The sequence below is a fragment of the Aeromicrobium sp. JP4 genome, from assembly GCF_054957925.1.
This window is the reverse complement of sequence record NZ_CM143290.1, coordinates 558,010-574,551: the sequence shown is the minus strand read 5'-3', so window position 1 is coordinate 574,551 and position 16,542 is coordinate 558,010. Positions and strand designations below refer to the sequence as shown.

22 protein-coding genes are annotated in these 16,542 nt (G+C 70.4%); 11 read left to right on the top strand and 11 right to left on the bottom strand.

Translation table 11 applies throughout. The features are described from left to right. Positions 1–19 precede the first annotated feature (19 nt). Positions 20–196: a 50S ribosomal protein L32 gene (rpmF, locus tag ACY1JX_RS02895; protein WP_286928964.1), complete on the top strand. Its 177-nt coding sequence runs from the start codon at positions 20–22 to the stop codon at positions 194–196. A gap of 411 nt (positions 197–607) precedes the next feature. Beyond that, entirely contained in the window at positions 608–2,632 is a 2,025-nt protein-coding gene (locus ACY1JX_RS02890; protein ID WP_462565154.1) for a DEAD/DEAH box helicase, read from the top strand. 7 nt (positions 2,633–2,639) lie between these two features. Here ACY1JX_RS02890 and ACY1JX_RS02885 read toward each other — a convergent pair whose 3' ends face one another. Continuing rightward, on the bottom strand, positions 2,640–3,248 hold the full coding sequence (locus tag ACY1JX_RS02885; RefSeq protein ID WP_462565153.1) for a TetR/AcrR family transcriptional regulator: 609 nt from the start codon (positions 3,246–3,248) through the stop codon (positions 2,640–2,642). Positions 3,249–3,250: 2 nt separating this feature from the next. Further along, complete coding sequence (locus ACY1JX_RS02880; RefSeq protein ID WP_462565152.1) at positions 3,251–3,916, bottom strand: enoyl-CoA hydratase/isomerase family protein; 666 nt, start codon at positions 3,914–3,916, stop codon at positions 3,251–3,253. Positions 3,917–4,042: 126 nt separating this feature from the next. Between ACY1JX_RS02880 and ACY1JX_RS02875 the strand changes: the two genes are divergently transcribed. Together ACY1JX_RS02875 and ACY1JX_RS02870 are read left to right on the top strand one after the other, a co-directional pair. Next, positions 4,043–4,549, top strand: coding sequence for a DUF2975 domain-containing protein (locus ACY1JX_RS02875; RefSeq protein WP_181755649.1), 507 nt, complete (start codon positions 4,043–4,045; stop codon positions 4,547–4,549). Beyond that, entirely contained in the window at positions 4,549–4,803 is a 255-nt protein-coding gene (locus tag ACY1JX_RS02870) for a helix-turn-helix domain-containing protein (RefSeq protein ID WP_462565151.1), read from the top strand. Before ACY1JX_RS02875 ends, ACY1JX_RS02870 begins: the two co-directional genes overlap by 1 nt. Positions 4,804–4,852: 49 nt before the next feature. Here ACY1JX_RS02870 and ACY1JX_RS02865 read toward each other — a convergent pair whose 3' ends face one another. From ACY1JX_RS02865 to ACY1JX_RS02835, 7 genes are all read right to left on the bottom strand, one after another. Then, positions 4,853–5,995 (bottom strand): HNH endonuclease signature motif containing protein, encoded by a 1,143-nt coding sequence (locus ACY1JX_RS02865; RefSeq protein ID WP_462565150.1) that lies wholly within the window; start codon positions 5,993–5,995, stop codon positions 4,853–4,855. 52 nt (positions 5,996–6,047) lie between these two features. Continuing rightward, positions 6,048–6,731, bottom strand: a complete 684-nt coding sequence (locus ACY1JX_RS02860; protein ID WP_462565149.1) for a hypothetical protein — start codon at positions 6,729–6,731, stop codon at positions 6,048–6,050. Next, positions 6,728–7,252, bottom strand: a complete 525-nt coding sequence (locus ACY1JX_RS02855) for a metallophosphoesterase family protein (RefSeq protein WP_462565148.1) — start codon at positions 7,250–7,252, stop codon at positions 6,728–6,730. The genes ACY1JX_RS02860 and ACY1JX_RS02855 overlap by 4 nt, the downstream gene beginning before the upstream one ends. 8 nt (positions 7,253–7,260) lie before the next feature. After that, positions 7,261–7,776, bottom strand: coding sequence for an O-acetyl-ADP-ribose deacetylase (locus ACY1JX_RS02850; protein ID WP_462565147.1), 516 nt, complete (start codon positions 7,774–7,776; stop codon positions 7,261–7,263). Then, positions 7,773–8,231: a hypothetical protein gene (locus tag ACY1JX_RS02845; protein ID WP_462565146.1), complete on the bottom strand. Its 459-nt coding sequence runs from the start codon at positions 8,229–8,231 to the stop codon at positions 7,773–7,775. The genes ACY1JX_RS02850 and ACY1JX_RS02845 overlap by 4 nt, the downstream gene beginning before the upstream one ends. A gap of 16 nt (positions 8,232–8,247) precedes the next feature. Continuing rightward, complete coding sequence (locus ACY1JX_RS02840) at positions 8,248–9,642, bottom strand: VWA domain-containing protein (protein WP_286928947.1); 1,395 nt, start codon at positions 9,640–9,642, stop codon at positions 8,248–8,250. A 76-nt stretch (positions 9,643–9,718) separates the two neighbouring features. Then, positions 9,719–10,603, bottom strand: coding sequence for an AAA family ATPase (locus ACY1JX_RS02835; protein WP_286928945.1), 885 nt, complete (start codon positions 10,601–10,603; stop codon positions 9,719–9,721). A gap of 23 nt (positions 10,604–10,626) precedes the next feature. Here ACY1JX_RS02835 and ACY1JX_RS02830 point away from each other — a divergent pair, with 23 nt between their 5' ends. The 6 genes from ACY1JX_RS02830 (at position 10,627) to ACY1JX_RS02805 (ending at position 14,409) form a co-directional block, all read left to right on the top strand. Continuing rightward, on the top strand, positions 10,627–11,016 hold the full coding sequence (locus ACY1JX_RS02830) for an SRPBCC family protein (RefSeq protein ID WP_286928943.1): 390 nt from the start codon (positions 10,627–10,629) through the stop codon (positions 11,014–11,016). Positions 11,017–11,029: 13 nt separating this feature from the next. Beyond that, positions 11,030–12,319 (top strand): M20/M25/M40 family metallo-hydrolase, encoded by a 1,290-nt coding sequence (locus ACY1JX_RS02825; protein WP_286928942.1) that lies wholly within the window; start codon positions 11,030–11,032, stop codon positions 12,317–12,319. Between the two features lie 73 nt (positions 12,320–12,392). After that, on the top strand, positions 12,393–12,692 hold the full coding sequence (locus ACY1JX_RS02820) for a YtxH domain-containing protein (protein WP_286928940.1): 300 nt from the start codon (positions 12,393–12,395) through the stop codon (positions 12,690–12,692). Further along, a complete protein-coding gene (locus ACY1JX_RS02815; RefSeq protein ID WP_286928939.1) occupies positions 12,689–13,099 on the top strand; it encodes a phage holin family protein in 411 nt (136 codons plus the stop codon). Before ACY1JX_RS02820 ends, ACY1JX_RS02815 begins: the two co-directional genes overlap by 4 nt. A 12-nt stretch (positions 13,100–13,111) precedes the next feature. Further along, on the top strand, positions 13,112–13,378 hold the full coding sequence (locus ACY1JX_RS02810) for a DUF3618 domain-containing protein (RefSeq protein WP_462565145.1): 267 nt from the start codon (positions 13,112–13,114) through the stop codon (positions 13,376–13,378). Further along, on the top strand, positions 13,378–14,409 hold the full coding sequence (locus ACY1JX_RS02805) for a YihY/virulence factor BrkB family protein (protein ID WP_462565144.1): 1,032 nt from the start codon (positions 13,378–13,380) through the stop codon (positions 14,407–14,409). Before ACY1JX_RS02810 ends, ACY1JX_RS02805 begins: the two co-directional genes overlap by 1 nt. A gap of 8 nt (positions 14,410–14,417) precedes the next feature. Here ACY1JX_RS02805 and ACY1JX_RS02800 read toward each other — a convergent pair whose 3' ends face one another. Beyond that, positions 14,418–14,603 (bottom strand): DUF5703 family protein, encoded by a 186-nt coding sequence (locus ACY1JX_RS02800; RefSeq protein WP_078701178.1) that lies wholly within the window; start codon positions 14,601–14,603, stop codon positions 14,418–14,420. Next, on the bottom strand, positions 14,600–15,553 hold the full coding sequence (locus ACY1JX_RS02795) for an aldo/keto reductase (protein WP_462565143.1): 954 nt from the start codon (positions 15,551–15,553) through the stop codon (positions 14,600–14,602). Before ACY1JX_RS02795 ends, ACY1JX_RS02800 begins: the two co-directional genes overlap by 4 nt. Before the next feature lie 48 nt (positions 15,554–15,601). On the opposite strand from ACY1JX_RS02795, the gene ACY1JX_RS02790 reads away from it, so the two are divergent. Continuing rightward, entirely contained in the window at positions 15,602–16,435 is an 834-nt protein-coding gene (locus ACY1JX_RS02790; RefSeq protein WP_462565142.1) for an undecaprenyl-diphosphate phosphatase, read from the top strand. The last annotated feature ends 107 nt before the right edge of the window (positions 16,436–16,542 follow it).

Genomic DNA, 16,542 nt, shown 5'->3' with positions numbered 1-16,542 from the left:
CTTACCTGAGGAGCCACCCATGGCCGTACCCAAGCGCCGCACGTCCCGCAGCAACACCCGTCACCGCCGCTCGGCGTGGAAGGCCACCCCGGCCGACCTCGTGCCCGTCGAGGTCGAGGGCCGGATCCACCGCGTCCCGCGTCGGCTCGTTCGCGCCGCCCACCTCGGCCTGCTCCGCCTCGACGACCGCGTCTGAGCGTCGCGCAAGCTCTCGGAGGCTCACCGCGTGCCCGCGCGGGATGTGGACGCCCACCGGGGTAAACTGCCACTGTCAGGGCGTCTTCCATGCCCAGCCGGTCTGCGCTGGGTCGAAGGCACAACGGACACCAGTGGGTGTCGGCCGACCGCGGCGCGGCGGCTCTCGCTCCTCATCTGGTTCCCAGATCTGTGGCTGCTCGGGTGGCCGCTCCCTCGGTTCGTCAGCCGCGTGGCGACCGAGCAGTGACCTCGTGAGAGGTCCCATGGTGCTGCCGCCGAGAAGTGGTCAGCACGTCAGTCAGAGGAGAGAAGTTTGGCCAGACGAGGCCGGAGTCGGTCAAGCTCCACCGGGGCCGCATCCCGAAGCCAGCGCGGTGGACGTGCCGTCGAGAACGAGGGCATCATCCCGGTGCTCGCCCGCGCCGTGCGAGAGGTCGAGGCGGGCGTCCAGCGCAGTCGCGCCAACTCCTCGATCCGGACGAAGTTCCAGACCGTCGCACTGCTGGCGCGCGAGGAGCGTACGCGCGTCAAGACCGCCACGACCCTGACCGAGTCCCAGCGCGCCGAACAGCTCAAGCGACTCGACGGCATCGGGACGATCCTGGCGAAGACCGCGGCCCTGGACTCCACGTTGCTGTCGCTGCTCGCCGAGGACGCCGAGGTGTCCGATGCGGCCAAGGAGCTCAGGCGCGACATGCTGGTCGCGGCCGGCGTCGAGCTCCCCGACGAACCGGAGCCGCCGGTCGAGGAGGACCTCGCGCCTGCGGCCGGCCGCCAGGTGGTTCCCCAGTCGGTCATCTCCCGCCGGCTGGCCGACCCCTTCCTCGCGCCACAGTTCGAGACCGTCGAGCGCCGCACGCCTCCGCCCCGTCGCCTGGCCAGCTGGGAGCTGATCGGGCCGCTGCTCTCGTCGTTCGAGCGTGCCTCCAGCGGCTCGGCCGCCTGTATGGACCTGCCCGACCCGATTCCGGTTCCCGTGCCGGACGGCAAGGAGCTGATGCGCCACCAGGCCGAGCTCGTCGCCGCCGCAGCCGAGGGGCACCGGACCTTCCTGCTGGCCGACGAGCCCGGACTGGGCAAGACTGCCCAGGCGCTCCTGGCGGCGCAGGCCGCGAACGCCTACCCGCTGCTCGTGGTGGTCCCGAGCGTCGTGAAGTCCAACTGGGCCCGCGAGGCTGCCATGTGGACCCCACAGCACAAGTCCACGGTCATCCAGGGCGACGGCGACACGATCGACGGATTCGCCGACATCGTCATCGTCAACTACGAGGTGCTGGACCGGCACGTCGGCTGGCTCGGCGACCTAGGGTTCCGCGGGATGGTCCTCGACGAGGCGCACTTCATCAAGAACAAGTCGTCGCAGCGCTCGCAGCACGTCCTGCAGCTGTCCGAGCGCATCCGCTCCCGCACCACGCGCCCGTTGCTGATGGCGCTGACCGGCACCCCGCTGATCAACGACATCGAGGACTTCCGCGCCATCTGGCAGTACCTGGGCTGGATCGACGAGAAGAAGCCCCGCCCCGAGCTGCTGCACGCGCTCGAGGACACGGGACTGACGCCGCTCGACCCGGGCTTCTTCCCCGCCGCCCGCTCCCGCGTCATCGACATGGGCATCGTCCGCCGCCGCAAGGTCGAGGTCGCCGCCGACATCCCGGCCCGGCGCATCGCCGACCTCCGGGTAGAGCTCGACGACGAGGCCGGACGCTCGATCCGCGCTGCCGAGCGTGAGCTCGTCCAGCGGCTGGTCTCGCGGTACGAGCAGGCGCTCGAGACCCGCGGTTCCGTCGGGTCGTCCGAGGACGTCGATCACGACCTCGTGCGTCGGATCGCCGCCCGGGAGCGGGAGGAGTCGGCGAAGACCGAGGAGAACGTCTTCGCGATGATGCGGCGCATCGGCCAGGCGAAGGCCGGACTTGCCGCCGACTACACCGCGCAGCTGGCGCACAGCGTCGGCAAGGTCGTCTTCTTCGCCAAGCACGTCGACGTGATGGACGTGGCCGAGAAGACCTTCGAGAAGCGGGGCATCCGGTACTCCTCGATCCGCGGCAACCAGACGCCGTCGGCGCGGCAGAAGAGCATCGACGCCTTCGTGAACGATCCCGACGTGGCCGTCGTGGTCTGCTCGCTGTCGGCCGCCGGCGTGGGCGTGAACCTGCAGGTCGCCTCCGACATGGTGCTCGCCGAGCTGTCCTGGACCGACGCGGAGCAGACCCAGGCCATCGACCGGGTGCACCGCATCGGTCAGGACGAGCCCGTCACCGCGTGGCGGATCATCGCCTCGCGGACGATCGACACCAAGATCGTCGAGCTCATCGACAGCAAGGCGGGCCTCGCCGCCCGGGCGCTCGACGGCTCCGACGAGGAGGTCGTCGACTCGGCCGACGTTCAGCTGGAGACCCTCGTCGCCCTGCTCACCGACGCGCTGACCTCCTGACGAGCCGTCACGCCGGCGGTTCGGCGCTCGTGATGCCTCGCACGGCCTCGCGCAGCGCGTGGTGTGCGAGCGTGCTGTCGAGTCGGTCCGCACTGAGCAGCAGCTTCGCGGGCAGGTCGACGACGCAGATCCTGACCAGGGCGACGGCTCGGCGGTCGGTGCGCCGCCAGAGCTGCTCGGCGAGACCCGTGATCAGCTCGCCGAGCTCGAGCCGGAGCCGCTCGACCTCGTTCCTCTCGTCCGGGCCCACGTTGCCGGTGAGGAGGTCCGTGGCGTCGACGGCGAGCAGGAGGCGGGAGGCCTCGGGGTTGGTCCGGGCATAGGTCGCCAGCGACAGGGCGGCGACGGCGATCCCCTCCTGAGGTCCGTCCGCGCGCACGGCGGCTTCCACGAGGTCGCGCTGGTAGCGCAGGAACGCCACCGCCTCGCGCACCCAGACCCGCGCCAGCAGGTTGTCGCGGGAGCCGAAGGCGTGGTAGATGACCCCGTTGGCGGCACCGGCACGGGCGCTCAGGGCGCGCATCGTCACACCCGTCGCGCCGTGCTCGACCCAGAGCGCTCGTGCGTGGTCGAGCAGGACGTCGGGATGGTGCTCCCTGGGACGGCCGCGTGCCATCCTCAGCTCGCCCGCGGCTTCAGCGCTTCGAGGGCCGGGGCGAACATGACCTGCTTGATCTTGCCCAGGGTGGCGCGGTCCTTTCCGGCGAGCGGGGCGACCCGGGCTGCCGCCGTCTCGACGAGCGTGTCCTGCGGGGCGACCCCGTCCACGATGCCCGAGGCCTGTGCCGCCGGGCCGTCGTAGCGACGTCCGGTGGTCATGGACTCGACGGCGGCCGACGGCGTGAGCTTCGCCTGGATGAGGGCCGCCATGCCCTCCGTGAACGGGATGTGGATGTCGACCTCGGGGAAGCAGAAGTAGCCCCGATCCTCATGCATGACCCGGAAGTCGTGCGCCATCGCCAGCATCGATCCGGCACCGAAGGCGTGGCCGTTGATGGCGGCGATCGTGGGGACGGGCAGCGTGAGCACTGCGGCGAAGAGTCCGTGCACCCGGTCGACGTAGGCGTTCAGCTCGTCGGGGTGCTGCGAGAGCCACTCGAGGTCGAGACCGTTCGAGAAGAACTTGCCCGTGCCCGTCGTGACCAGCACGGCCGGCTCGGTGCCCTCCGCGAGGCCTCGAAGGTCCTCCACGGTTTGGGCGAGCAGGTCCGGCGAGAACCGGTTCTCGTCGTCGCCGAGGTCGAGCGTCCATACGGGTCCGTCGTGGTTCGTGAGCATCGTCATGTCGCCCAGACTAAAGGAGCGTGCGCTCCAAAAAAGAGCTGAGGGTCCTCCCGTGACCGGACGCCATTGCCAGACCTATCGAGTTACGATAGGTTTCGGTCAAGAGGCGGCGCAAAGGAGTCGAGAATGAGCAAGTGGGCTATCGCAACGTTGCGCGTGGTGATCGCGATCGCGCTGCTGGGATCCGTGGTGGTTCAGGCGGGGATGGTGGCCCTGCTGTGGTGGGACACCGACGAGGAGCCGACGGCCTCCGGCGTCGCGCTCGTGATCATCGGGGTGCTGGGTGTGGTGACGCTCCAGGTCGTCGCGGTCTGCATCTGGCGGCTGCTGACGATGGTGCGACGTGGCACGGTCTTCTCGCGTGCGGCGTTCCGGTACGTCGACGGGGTCATCTGCGCCATCAGCGCCACGGCGGTGCTGATCTTCGCCGTCGCCGTGTGGGCGCGCTTCGCCAATCACGCCACGCCCGGGGACGAGGTGGCGCCCGGACTGGTCGGCCTGATCTGCGGGTTCGCCCTCGTCGCGGCCGGAGTGGCCCTGGTCGTCTACGTGATGAGGGCCCTGCTGGCGCAGGCCGTCGCACTGGACTCCGAGACCAAGCACCTCAAGTCCGAGCTGGACGAGGTGATCTGATGCCGATCATCGTCGACATCGACGTGATGCTGGCCCGGCGCAAGATGGCGGTCGGCACGCTCGCGGACCGCATCGGCATCACTCCGGCGAACCTGGCGGTGCTGAAGAACGGGCGGGCCAAGGCGGTGCGGCTCACCACGCTCGCTGCACTGTGCGAGGCGCTCGACTGTCAGCCCGGTGACCTGCTGCGGTGGGAGCCCGACGAGGACCCTGCGGAGGTCACCGACGCGAGCGGGCAGGAGGCCCGGTCGTGACCCACCTCGTCGCGTTCAGTCGGCCGACCTCGCGATCAGCGGCGACGCGTCAGGCCGTACGGCGGGGGACGACGATGTCGAACTCGATGAGGAACGGCGGTGCGGGCAGGTAGTTCTCGATGTGTCGGGTGGGCGCACCGAGGTGGCGGTCGTCGAGGTGACCGTGGGACTTCATGTTGTGGTGCTTCCGGCACAGGCAGCGGAGGTTGGATCCGCTGGTGGTGCCGCCGCTGTCGTAGGCCTTGGCGTGGTCGAGGTCGGTCTCGTGCACCGGGGCGCGACATCCGGCCACCCGGCAGGTTCCGTCGCGCCATCTCAGTGCCTGCCGCAGTGATTCCGGTGGCCGGTAGGCCAGGACCGTGGTGTCGAGAACCTCACCGATCGAGTCGAGGACCAGTCGGCGGAAGACCGTGTGCTCGGACTGGGCGAGCTCACGAACCCATGCGGTCTCCACGGCCTCGCCGTCGAGGGTGAAGCCCGGGCCGCCAGTGAGGCCGATGAAGTCCGTGACCGGGATGCCCATGTCGGGGGCGAGGTCAAGGCAGGAGGTGAGCCACTCGACGAGCTGGTCGGCCTGCTTCTGATCGCGGGTGCGGCGTTCCTTCTCACCCGTCTCCGCGTCGACCGCCGGCACGGCCCGGGCGGCGCGCCCCAAGCGGTCGCCGATGACGATGGCGACGCCGGTGGGCAGCAGGGCGTTGAGCCAGGACGTGCCGTCGTCGTTGTGCGTGATGGAGACGCGACGGTCCTCGGTGGCGCGCGCGGCCTCGGCGCTCACCTGCTCCGGCTCGAGCCGCGCACGGAACCGGCGCAGCCAGGCCCGCAGCTCGGCGATCGTGTGGGAGGCCGCATAGTCGGGAGCGGAACGCTCCAGCACCGAGAGCGCCTCGGAGGTCTGCAGCTTCTCCGCCGTCGCCGCGATCGCCGAGACGCGCACCGCGTCGATGTCGCCCTCGCGAAACGACTCCCACACGAGCGGCGCCCTGTCGCGGAGCGTGGCCGCCTCGTGGACCAGGGCCCACACGTGCTGCTCGCTGACATGCAGCGCCTGGGCGATGTCCAGGGTGACCGCGCGCCGGGCCAGGTCCTTCGACAGGAGGATCTCGTCGGTGCGGTCGATCTCGGGCGGTGCGCTTGGCGTGGAAGTGGACGGCGAACTCCCATTCCTCGAACTCGGCGATCGCCCGCGCACGACGCACCGCATCGCCTGCGGTGATCGCCCGGTTGAGGTCCATGCACCCAACTTAGTGGGCGCCACCGACAGAATCGTTGCGTTCGACCAGCCCCAGGATGGCCGCGCCCACGGCGCCCGGATCGACCAGCTGGTGGAGGTGTCCGCCCTCGAGGGTCGCCGTCGGCCAGCCGGCTTCCTGGGCCAACCGGAGTTCCGCCGCGTACGTGTCGCCGAACGCGAGGTACGCCGCCGGGCGCTCGGCCCACTCTCGGGGGACCGGCACGCTGCTCGTGAAGTAGGAGAGGGGCAGCCGCTGCTGCTCGGCCGCGACCGTCTCGAAGGTGATGTCGTCGGGGAAGAGGTCTGCGATGTCGGGCCACCAGTCGGTCCACCGGGGCAGGCGCCCGTCCGGGTCGACCAGGTCGCGCAGGAAGTCCAGGAACTGCTCCGGCGCGAGCCGCGTCTGCCCGCCGTCGACGGCAGGCAGGGCGGCGTCCACGTGGACGGTGCGCTCCACGTCCAGGAGAGCGGCGAGCTGAGGAGCGTAGAGACCGGCATTGCTGTGAGGGACGAGCGTGACCGGGCCGGCTGGCGCCGCGCGGACGGCCGCGTCGAGCACTCGCTCTGGCGTGCGCGGCTCGGAACCGAAGTCCACCACCGTGGCCGCATGGCCATTCCCGTGCAGCCAGGCCTCCACCGGCCGCCAGGTGGCGGGCCCGAGGAGAGGACTGGGCACGAGGAGGAACGCGGTCATCGCGCTCGCGCCGGAGTCCTCGGTGGCAGCTCGTGCAGCTCGACGTCGCTCAGGACACCTGCATCGGCGACCGCCGTCATGTACGTGCAGAACGGCTGGCGGCGGCGGTCGGTGGGGGAGCCGGGGTTCAGCAGGCGGAGCCCGGTCGCGGTGGTCGTGTCCCACGGGATGTGGCTGTGCCCGAACACGAGGACGTCCACGTCGGGGTACTCGGCGCTGCACCGGGTGTCGCGGCCCTTCGACGCACCCGTCTCGTGCACGACGGCGAACCGGACTCCGTCGATCTCGGCCCGGGCCACCAGCGGCAGGCGCTCCCGCAGTTCGCCGTGGTCGTTGTTCCCGTACACCGCGACGAGCCGCTTCGCGCGCGCCTCGAGGTCGTCGAGCGTGGCGACGTCCACCCAGTCGCCGGCGTGGAACACGACGTCGGCTTCGTCGACGGCCTCCCAGACCTGAGCGGGGAGCTGCTTCGCCCGCTTGGGCAGGTGGGTGTCCGCGATCAGCAGCAGTCGGGTCGCCATGGGATCAGTCAACTCGGTTCGCCGGCGGCCGCGAGCGCCGCCTCGATCTCCCGCTGGGCCGCCGCGTCGTACCCGACCAGGATCACGTGCTCCACCTCCGTGGAGGTCGTGCGGACCGCGCGCACGGCCGCCGCCACCGACTCCGCCTTCGACCAGCCGTAGACGCCGGCGCTCACCAGCGGGAACGCGACCTCGCGCGCACCCAGGTCGTCCGCGACCTCGAGGGACCTGCGGTAGCAGGACTCCAGGAGGGCGGGGTCGGTCTGACCCGCGTGCCGGTTCGGGCCGACGGTGTGGATGATCCAGCGGGCGGGGAGGTCGCCGGCCGTGGTCCAGCCGGCGTCGCCCGTGGGCAGCCCGTCGGGGAACCGCGTGATGCAGTCGGCGAGCACCGCCGGACCGCCCGCGGCGTGGATCGCGCCGTCCACCCCGCCCCCGCCGCGCATGGCGGAGTTGGCGGCGTTCACGACGGCGTCGACCTCGAGGGTCGTGATGTCGGCGTGAATCGCGGACAGCCGGGTCATTCCGCGCGCTCGACCCACGCCTGCTGGCCGGGCTCGATCGCGTCGAGGACCACGGTGCCGAACGCGCCGAGGACGAAGGTCACGGGCTCCTCCGTGTCGACGCCTTCGGGAAGCTCGAACGTCGAGGTGGTGGGGACGTAGTCCATCGTCGCGGGGCGGCCCTCCTCCGGGCTCACCTGCACGACCACCTTCTGGCCCTCGGCGTTGACCTGGTTGACCACGGCCGGGTTCGTGCTGCTGCCGTAGGTGATCACGTGGATCTGACCCTCCTCGCCGACGGCCACGCCGGCGGGGGAGTCGAGCGTCTCCTCGACGCCGGACGGGACGCCGCGGCTGGGCGCGGGAGTGGCCGACGTGGGCGAGCCGCTGCCGGGGGAGTCGTCCCCGGACGAGCCGCAGGCAGCCAGCGCGAGAGCCAGGACGGGCAGCACCGCAAGACGGGTCAGCGAGCGCATGGGCCCCCTCCTTCGCTCAGACAGGAAGCAATCGTGTCACGAAGTGCGTCAGCTGATCCACGTTGGCGCACTCGTGCATCGGGACGATCTCCGCGTACGCGAGCGCCTCGGAGTCGCCCAGGCCCCACCGGGTGTGGTGCTCGGGGTTCAGCCAGTAGGTCCGGCGCGACCTCATCGCGATCTCGTGGAGCGCGTCGAACCGCGGATTCTGGTTGTTGTTCCGGGCATCGCCGAGGATCAGCACGGCCGTGCGGGGGCCGACCGCGTCCAGGAAGAACTCCTGGAAGTCCAGGAAGGCCTCGCCGTAGTCGCTGCTGGTGTGCCACTTCGTGATGCGCGCCTCGGCGCGGATCCGCGTCTCGATGTCGCCACCGCCGGAGACCGCGCCGTCGCGCACGATCTCGGTGACCTCGGCCATCGCGTTGACGAAGGCGAAGACGCGGATCTTGCTGAACTGCGCGCTGAGCGCCTGCGTGAGCAGCATCGTGAAGTTCGAGAATCCCGACACCGAGCCGGAGACGTCGCACAGCAGCACGAGCTCGGGGCGCGTCGGACGGGGCTTCTCGAAGACGGGCTTCATCGGCACGCCACCGGTGCCCATCGCGCGGCGCAGGGTGCGGCGCATGTCGATCTTGCCGCGACGGCGGCGGCGACGACGAGCGGACAGCCGTGTGGCGAGGATGCGCGCGAGCGGCTTCACCGAGCGGCGCAGCTCCTCCAGCTGCTGGCGGTTCGCGCTGAGGAAGTCGACGCGGTCGCGCGAGGAGCGCACGGCGTGGCGGGCCACGAGCTCGCGCCCACGCAGCTCGGCCGACCGTCGTCGCGCCTCGGCCTGCACCATCTCGCGGAAGGCCTCCACGCCCTGGCGCACCTCGTCACGCGCGAGGCGGTCGGTGAACTGGGTGCCCAGGCCCTGGCCGCCGCTGCCGCTGCCTCCACCGGGGCGCATAGCCATCGCGGCGGCGATCAGCGTCTGGGGCTGGAGCCGGTCGATCGTCTGGTAGGCCGACCAGCCCGCCGTGTCGGTGCCGGGCTGACCCACCTCGCCCAGCACGTCGACGGCGATCTCGGCGATCTGGGCCAGGGTGCGGGGGTCGCGGTCGAGCAGCGCCATGAGGAGGAGCTCGCGGATCTGTTGGACGTCGAGGTTCTCGTCGGCGTCGCGCGCGGCCTCGGGCCGGCCAACGCCGACCGGGAAGAACAGGTCGAAGGTCTGATCGAAGACGTCGCGCTGCCCGCCACGTCGCACCAGTGCGGCGGCGAGCCCCTCACGGAGGAGGTCACGGTCGTCGAGCCCCAGCACGCGCATGACGTCGGCGGCGTCGATCGACTCGCTGGGGCCGGCGTTCACGCCCTTGGCGCGCAGCGCCTCGACGAACTCGACCAGCCGGGTCGCGAGCTGGGTGCTCATGCCACTGCGCCCGAGGCGAAACGACTGTACGGACGCATCGACCTGAGGAGTCGCATGATCGCTCGCTGGCGCTCGCTCATGAGAGCACGGCGTCCAGGTCCAGCTTGGTGCGGGCCTTGTCGATGTCGTCCTGGTGCTTCAGCACGACGCCCAGGCTCTCGGAGACGACCTCGGTGGTGAGCGTGTCGGCACCGAGCGCGACGAGCGTGCGCGCCCAGTCGAGCGTCTCCGAGACGGAGGGGGCCTTGCGCAGCGGCATGGCGCGCAGCGCGTTCACGACGCGGACGAGCGAGTCGGTGAGGGCGTCGTCGAGGTCGGGCACCTTGAGCGCCACGATGTCCCGCTCGAGGTCGGCGTCGGGGAACTCGATGTGCAGGAAGAGGCAGCGGCGACGCAGGGCCTCGGACAGCTCGCGGGTGGCGTTGGACGTCAGCACCACGAACGGGCGCTGCGTGGCCGTGACCGTGCCGAGCTCGGGGATCGTGATCTGGAAGTCGCCGAGCACCTCGAGCAGCAGGCCCTCGATCTCGACGTCGGCCTTGTCGGTCTCGTCGATCAGCAGCACCGTCGGGCCGTCGTTGCGGATGGCCGAGAGCAGCGGGCGGGGGAGCAGGAACTCCTCGGAGAAGATGTCCGACTTCGCCTCGCTCCAGGACTCGTCGTGCCCGGCCGAGATGCGCAGCAGCTGCTTGGCGTGGTTCCACTCGTAGATCGCGCGGGACTCGTCGACGCCCTCGTAGCACTGGAGGCGGACGAGCTCGGCGCCGCAGGCCTGCGCGACGGCGCGCGAGAGCTCGGTCTTGCCGACGCCGGCCGGACCCTCGACGAGCAGCGGCTTGCCCAGCTCGCTGGCCAGGAAGACGGTGGTGGCGACGGCGTCGGAGGCGAGGTAGCCCGCGGTGGCGAGGCGCGCCTTGACGTCGGCGACCGAGGTGAACGGCATGGTGCCCTTGTTGAACATGGATTCAACTCTACGCTGTTCCCATGCCCAGAACGGTAGTGAGGTACACGTCACACCTCGATGCGGTCGACGCGTTCGCCCGCGTGACCGACTGGGAGCGCCATCGCGTGCCCCTCACGACGATCACGATCACGCCCGAGGGATTCACCGCCAGGACCGCGGTCGGCCCGGTCGGATTCGACGATCCGATGCACGTCACGCGGTGGGAGCCGCCGCACCGCGCCGACCTGCAGAAGCAGGGCCGCGTCGTCCGCGGGAGTGCGTCGATCACGGTCGAGCCGAGCGGCTCCGGCTCGGTGGTCACGTGGGACGAGGACGTCACCGTGATCGGTGTCCCGCGGCTGCTGGACCCGGTCGTCCGCCAGTTGCTGCGGCTCATGGTCTCGACGGTGCTCCGCCGCCTCATGTCCTGACTAGGCTGGGGGCATGACCGCCGCCGAGAACGAGGTCGTCGACCTCTGCCGTGACCTGATCCGGATCGACACGTCCAACTTCGGCGACTCGTCCGGGCCGGGGGAGCGGGTGGCGGCCGAGTACGTCGCCGCGAGCCTCGCCGAGGTCGGCATCGAGTCCACCATCCTCGAGTCGGAGGCCGGCCGGGCATCGGTGCTGGCTCGCTGGGGCAACCAGGACTCGTCTCGCCCCGGGCTCGTGATCCACGGTCACCTCGACGTCGTGCCGGCACAGGCCGCCGACTGGTCGGTCGACCCGTTCGCCGCCGAGATCGTCGACGACTACGTCGTGGGCCGTGGCGCGGTCGACATGAAGGACTTCGACGCGATCCTGCTGGCAGTGGTGCGCGAGCGCCAGCGCGACGGCCGGATCCCCGACCGCCCGATCCTGCTGGTCTTCACGGCCGACGAGGAGGCCGGCGGCCAGCTCGGCGCGCACTGGCTCGTCGCCGAGCACCCCGAGTGGTTCGAGGGCTGCACCGAGGCCATCGGCGAGGTCGGCGGCTTCTCCACCGAGGTGAACGGCAAGCGCCTGTACCTGCTGGAGTCCGGCGAGAAGGGCATCGCGTGGCTGCGGCTCACGGCCACGGGCACGGCGGGTCACGGCTCCATGCGCAACCACGACAACGCGATCACGCACCTCGCCCGCGCGCTCGTGCGCATCGGCGAGCACGAGTGGCCGGTCGAGCCCGGTCCGTCGATGCAGCTGCTGCTGGAGAAGGTGCGGGAGCTGACAGGGCTCGAGGGCACCCCCGACGAGCTGCTGGAGCACTTCGGTCCCGCGGTGCGGATGATCGGGTCGGGGCTGAGGAACTCGACGAACGCGACGATGGCGCAGGCCGGGTACAAGCACAACGTCGTGCCGGGGGAGGCGGTCGCCTACGTCGACGGCCGCCCGCTGCCCGGCCACCACGAGACCTTCGTCTCGCGCGTGCAGGACATCGTCGGCGAGGGCGTCCGGGTGGAGCCGTACCACGAGGACATCCCGCTGGAGTACGGCTTCGAGGGCGATCTCGTCGACGCGATGACGGTGTCGCTGCTCAAGCACGACCCCGAGGCGCACGTGGCGCCCTTCCTCATGTCGGGCGGCACCGATGCGAAGGCCTGGCACAAGCTCGGGATGACCTCCTACGGCTTCACGCCGCTGCGGCTGCCCGGCGATCTCGACTTCACGGCCCTCTTCCACGGAGTCGACGAGCGGGTGCCGATCGACGCGCTCCAGTTCGGCACGCGCGTCTTCGACGAGTTCCTCGATCTGGCCTAGGCCGCATACCCCCGCGTCGGCTGGGTACACCTCGGTGGCAAGCAGTCACACAGACGAAAGTGGGGTGGCCACCATGGCCGGAAAGTTGACGTTCCTCGTGGGTGCGGCAGCCGGATACGTCCTGGGGACGCGTTCGGGACGAGAGCGCTACGACCAGATCGTGGGCCAGGCGCAGAGACTGTGGAAGGACCCGCGGGTCAAGGACGCCACGGAGAAGGTGCAGCACGCTGCGCAGGAGCACATGCCCGGGTCCAGCAGCGGCTCCGGCTCGAGCACCGGCTCGACGAGCAGCACCAGCGGATCTGCCGGCGGCAGCACGAGCGGAAGCACGCCCGGCGGCACGGGCTTCGACAGCGGAGTCGGCGGGCGATGAGCCAATACGAGTCCGGTCGCGACTCGTCGGCCTCGACCTCGGAGCTGATCTCCAGACTCAGCGATGAGCTGAAGACGCTGGTGCGCGACGAGATTCGACTCGCGCAGATCGAGGTCGGCAGCAAGGCCAAGCGGGCAGGTGTCGGCGCCGGGATCATCGGCGCCGGCGGGCTGCTGGCGCTGTACGGCCTCGGCGTGCTGATCGCCGCAGCCATCCTGGCACTGGCGCTCGTCGTCGACGCCTGGCTGGCCGCCCTGATCGTCGCCGTCGTGATCTTCGTGATCGCCGGCATCGCGGCACTCCTGGGCAAGAAGCGCGTCCAGGAGGCCGGCGCACCGGTTCCGCAGGCGACCGTCGAGAGCGTCAAGGCCGACGTGGACGCCGTCCGTCACGCCCGAGACCACTAACCGGAGGACCCCATGACCGAACCACACGAATCCGAAGTCCTCCGCGACGAGGTCGAGAAGACCCGCGAGAACCTCGCGGAGACGGTCGACGAGCTGGCGGCGAAGTTCGACGTCAAGAGCAGGGCCAAGGAGTCGGCGCACGAGTTCACGTCATCCGCGAGGGAGACCGTGATCGATCCCGACGGCAAGCCGCGGCCGGAGGTGCTCTCGCTCGCGGCCGGGGTCACGTGCCTCGTGCTGGCCTTCGCCGTGCTGCGATCGCTGCGCCGGAGCAGCTGATGGCGGCCGAGCCCGGGGGCGAGCACGCCCCGAGTTCGCCGAAGGACCTGAAGAAGCGACCGTGGCTCTACGTGGTGCGCAAGACCGCGCGGGAGTTCTCCGAGGACCAGGGGACCGACCTCGCGGCGGCGCTGACGTACTACTCGGTGCTGGCGCTGTTCCCGGCCGTGCTCGCCATGCTGTCGCTCGTCGGTCTCGTCGGCAGCAGTGAGAAGACGGTCGACGCGATCCTGCAGGTGCTGCGCGACGTGGGCGCCACGGGTGCCGCGGACACCCTCGAGCCCACGCTGATGCAACTGGGGCAGAGCCAGAGCTCCGGGCTGGGCTTCATCATCGGCCTCGCGGCCGCGCTGTGGTCGGCCTCGGCGTACGTCAACGCGTTCTCGCGAGGCATGAACCGCATCTACGAGATCGACGAGGGCCGGCCCTTCTGGAAGCTGCGTCCGATCATGCTGCTGCTGACGCTCGTCACGGTGATCCTCGCGGGACTCGTCGGCCTGAGCCTCGTGCTCACCGGCCCGGCCGCCGAGGCGGTGGGCAAGGCGATCGGCATCGGCGAGACGGCCGTGACGGTCTGGAACATCGCGAAGTGGCCGGTCATGCTGCTCGTCGTCGTGCTGATCGTGGCACTGCTGTACTACGTCACGCCCAATGTGAAGCAGCCGCGCTTCCGCTGGATCAGCGTGGGCGCGGTCGTGGCGATCGTCACGTGGATCATCGCCTCGGCGCTGTTCGGGCTCTACGTGGCGAGCTTCTCGAACTACGACAAGACCTACGGCTCGCTGGCCGGTGTCATCGTGTTCCTGCTGTGGCTGTGGATCACGAACCTGGCGCTGGTCTTCGGCGCCGAGCTCGACGCCGAGCTGGAGCGCGGGCGCGAGCTGCAGGCGGGCCTGCCCGCCGAGGAGGAGATTCAGTTGCCTCCCCGGGACACGACCGTGATCGAGAAGAACCGCAAGAAGTACGAGGCCGACGTCAAGCGCGGCCGCGAGCTGCGGCGCACCCGCGGGGAGTCGGACGAACCGAGCTGATCAGGTGGTCAGACCGTGGCGCGCATCCTGATGATCTTGCGCCGCAGTCGCACCGTGCGGTGACCCGTCGGGTCCTTGCGCAGGCGGTCGAGTTCCCAACCCTGGAACTCGGCCGCCTGGGTCAGCCACTGGCACACGGCGTTGCGGGACTTGGTCCGGGAGATGGAGACGTCCCAGAACTCGTACTCGATCATCGAACTCCTTCGGACACGTCACTGAGGGCGGCGACGATCTCGGAGGGGAGCTCCAGCAGCTCCGATCCGAGGGACTCCTGCAGCTGGGCGGTGGTGCGGGCGCCGACGATGGCCGACGCCACGAGCGGCTGGTCGCGAAGCCAGGCCAGCGCGACGTGCGCGATCGGCACGCCGAGACCCTCGGCGGCGGCGGCCAGGGCATCGACGACGCGGGCCTTCGACGGAGTCAGGTGCGGGGCGACGAACGCCTCCCAGCGGGCGTCGGCGGCCCGTGAGTCGGCGGGGACCCCGCCGCGGTACTTGCCCGTGAGGACGCCGCGGCCGAGCGGCGACCACGCCAGGATGCTGAGGCCGGCGTGCTGCGCGGCCGGGATGACCTCGATCTCGGGCTCGCGCCGCACCAGGGAGTACTCGACCTGCGTGCTGACCAGCGGCACCCCGCCGCCGAGCCGCGCGAACGCGTGCTGGGCGGCCACGGTCTGCCAGCCGGTGAAGTTGCTGATGCCCGCGTAGCGCACCTTGCCCGAGCGCATGGCCTGGTCGAGGGCGGCCATCGTCTCGTCGACGGGCACGGACTCGTCGAAGCGGTGGACCTGCCACAGGTCGAGGTGGTCGGTGCCGAGGTCGGCCAGCGACTGGTCGAGCTGGCGCAGCAGCGAGCGCAGGGAGCCGTCGGTGACGACCCTGCCGTCGCGACGGACGACGCCGGCCTTGCCGGCGAGCACGATCTCGTCGCGCACGCCGTGCTTGTCGAGCAGGGCGCCGATGACCCGCTCGCACGCGCCGTCGCCGTAGATGGGGGCCGTGTCGAGCAGGGTGCCGCCGGAATCGAGGAAGAGCCGCAGCTGCTCCTCGGCCGCATACTCGTCGACCGCCGCACCCCAGGACATCGTCCCGAGCGCGAGCCGCGACACCTGGAGACCCGAGCTCCCGAGCCGACGCACGTGCATGCGACGAGATTAGTCGGTGCCCTGAAGGTTCGTGTGTAGGCTCGCACGGTGGATCTGCTGCGCTCCGTGATCCTGGGCATCGTCCAGGGCCTGACCGAATTCCTTCCGATCTCGAGCAGTGCGCACCTGGCGATCGTGCCGCAGCTGCTCGGCTGGGAGGACCCTGGCGCCGCCTACACGGCGGTGGTCCAGATCGGCACCGAGCTGGCGGTGATCCTCTACTTCTGGCGCGACATCGGGACCATCGGGTCGGGGTGGGTGCGCGGCGTCTTCAGCGCGCAGGCCCGGCAGCAGCCCGAGTGGCGCATGGGCTGGTTCATCATCATCGGCTCGCTGCCGATCGTGATCCTCGGACTGCTGCTGGAGGACCTGATCGACCGGGAGTTCCGGAACCTGTGGTTCATCGGCAGCATGCTGATCATCCTCGGTCTCGTGCTCGGGCTGGCCGAGAGGATCGGGCGCAAGACCAAGCCCATCGCCGACCTCAGGACCCGCGACGCGATCCTGCTGGGCCTGGCCCAGGCGTGCGCGCTCGTGCCGGGCGTCTCCCGCTCCGGAGCGACCATCTCGATGGGCCTGTTCCTGGGTTACGAGCGCCAGGCGGCCACCCGCTACGCGTTCCTGCTGGCGATCCCCGCCGTCGTGGGCGCCGGCGTCTACAAGCTCAAGGACATCCCCGGCGGCGAGAACGCCTACGGCATCGGTCCGACGATCGTCGGCACGGTCGTCTCGTTCGTCGTTGGCCTCGCGGTCATCCACTGGCTGCTCCAGTACGTCAGCAACCACTCGTACAAGCCGTTCGTGATCTACCGCGTCGCGCTGGGGTCCCTCGTGCTGATCCTGCTGTGGGCCGGCGTCATCACCGCCACCGTCGCCGCCTGACGGACGGATCTTGTGGGGGTTCGGCCCATATAGGGGCCAGACCGCCACAAGATCGGGCCGGGTGGCCGGTTGGCGACGAAGCATGATGCATTTGGGTACCTCAGCGG

Bases quoted from the DNA above. Each gene is read 5' to 3' on its own strand.
- rpmF (WP_286928964.1), top strand. From the start codon at position 20: ATGGCCGTACCCAAGCGCCGCACGTCCCGCAGCAACACCCGTCACCGC.
- ACY1JX_RS02825 (WP_286928942.1), top strand. From the start codon at position 11,030: ATGACCGCCGCCGAGAACGAGGTCGTCGACCTCTGCCGTGACCTGATC.
- ACY1JX_RS02870 (WP_462565151.1), top strand. From the start codon at position 4,549: ATGCCGATCATCGTCGACATCGACGTGATGCTGGCCCGGCGCAAGATG.
- ACY1JX_RS02815 (WP_286928939.1), top strand. From the start codon at position 12,689: ATGAGCCAATACGAGTCCGGTCGCGACTCGTCGGCCTCGACCTCGGAG.
- ACY1JX_RS02860 (WP_462565149.1), bottom strand. From the start codon at position 6,731: ATGACCGCGTTCCTCCTCGTGCCCAGTCCTCTCCTCGGGCCCGCCACC.
- ACY1JX_RS02805 (WP_462565144.1), top strand. From the start codon at position 13,378: ATGGCGGCCGAGCCCGGGGGCGAGCACGCCCCGAGTTCGCCGAAGGAC.
- ACY1JX_RS02840 (WP_286928947.1), bottom strand. From the start codon at position 9,642: ATGAGCACCCAGCTCGCGACCCGGCTGGTCGAGTTCGTCGAGGCGCTG.
- ACY1JX_RS02820 (WP_286928940.1), top strand. From the start codon at position 12,393: ATGGCCGGAAAGTTGACGTTCCTCGTGGGTGCGGCAGCCGGATACGTC.
- ACY1JX_RS02855 (WP_462565148.1), bottom strand. From the start codon at position 7,252: ATGGCGACCCGACTGCTGCTGATCGCGGACACCCACCTGCCCAAGCGG.
- ACY1JX_RS02830 (WP_286928943.1), top strand. From the start codon at position 10,627: ATGCCCAGAACGGTAGTGAGGTACACGTCACACCTCGATGCGGTCGAC.
- ACY1JX_RS02845 (WP_462565146.1), bottom strand. From the start codon at position 8,231: ATGCGCTCGCTGACCCGTCTTGCGGTGCTGCCCGTCCTGGCTCTCGCG.
- ACY1JX_RS02835 (WP_286928945.1), bottom strand. From the start codon at position 10,603: ATGTTCAACAAGGGCACCATGCCGTTCACCTCGGTCGCCGACGTCAAG.
- ACY1JX_RS02875 (WP_181755649.1), top strand. From the start codon at position 4,043: ATGAGCAAGTGGGCTATCGCAACGTTGCGCGTGGTGATCGCGATCGCG.
- ACY1JX_RS02880 (WP_462565152.1), bottom strand. From the start codon at position 3,916: ATGACGATGCTCACGAACCACGACGGACCCGTATGGACGCTCGACCTC.
- ACY1JX_RS02810 (WP_462565145.1), top strand. From the start codon at position 13,112: ATGACCGAACCACACGAATCCGAAGTCCTCCGCGACGAGGTCGAGAAG.
- ACY1JX_RS02850 (WP_462565147.1), bottom strand. From the start codon at position 7,776: ATGACCCGGCTGTCCGCGATTCACGCCGACATCACGACCCTCGAGGTC.
- ACY1JX_RS02885 (WP_462565153.1), bottom strand. From the start codon at position 3,248: ATGGCACGCGGCCGTCCCAGGGAGCACCATCCCGACGTCCTGCTCGAC.
- ACY1JX_RS02800 (WP_078701178.1), bottom strand. From the start codon at position 14,603: ATGATCGAGTACGAGTTCTGGGACGTCTCCATCTCCCGGACCAAGTCC.
- ACY1JX_RS02795 (WP_462565143.1), bottom strand. From the start codon at position 15,553: ATGCACGTGCGTCGGCTCGGGAGCTCGGGTCTCCAGGTGTCGCGGCTC.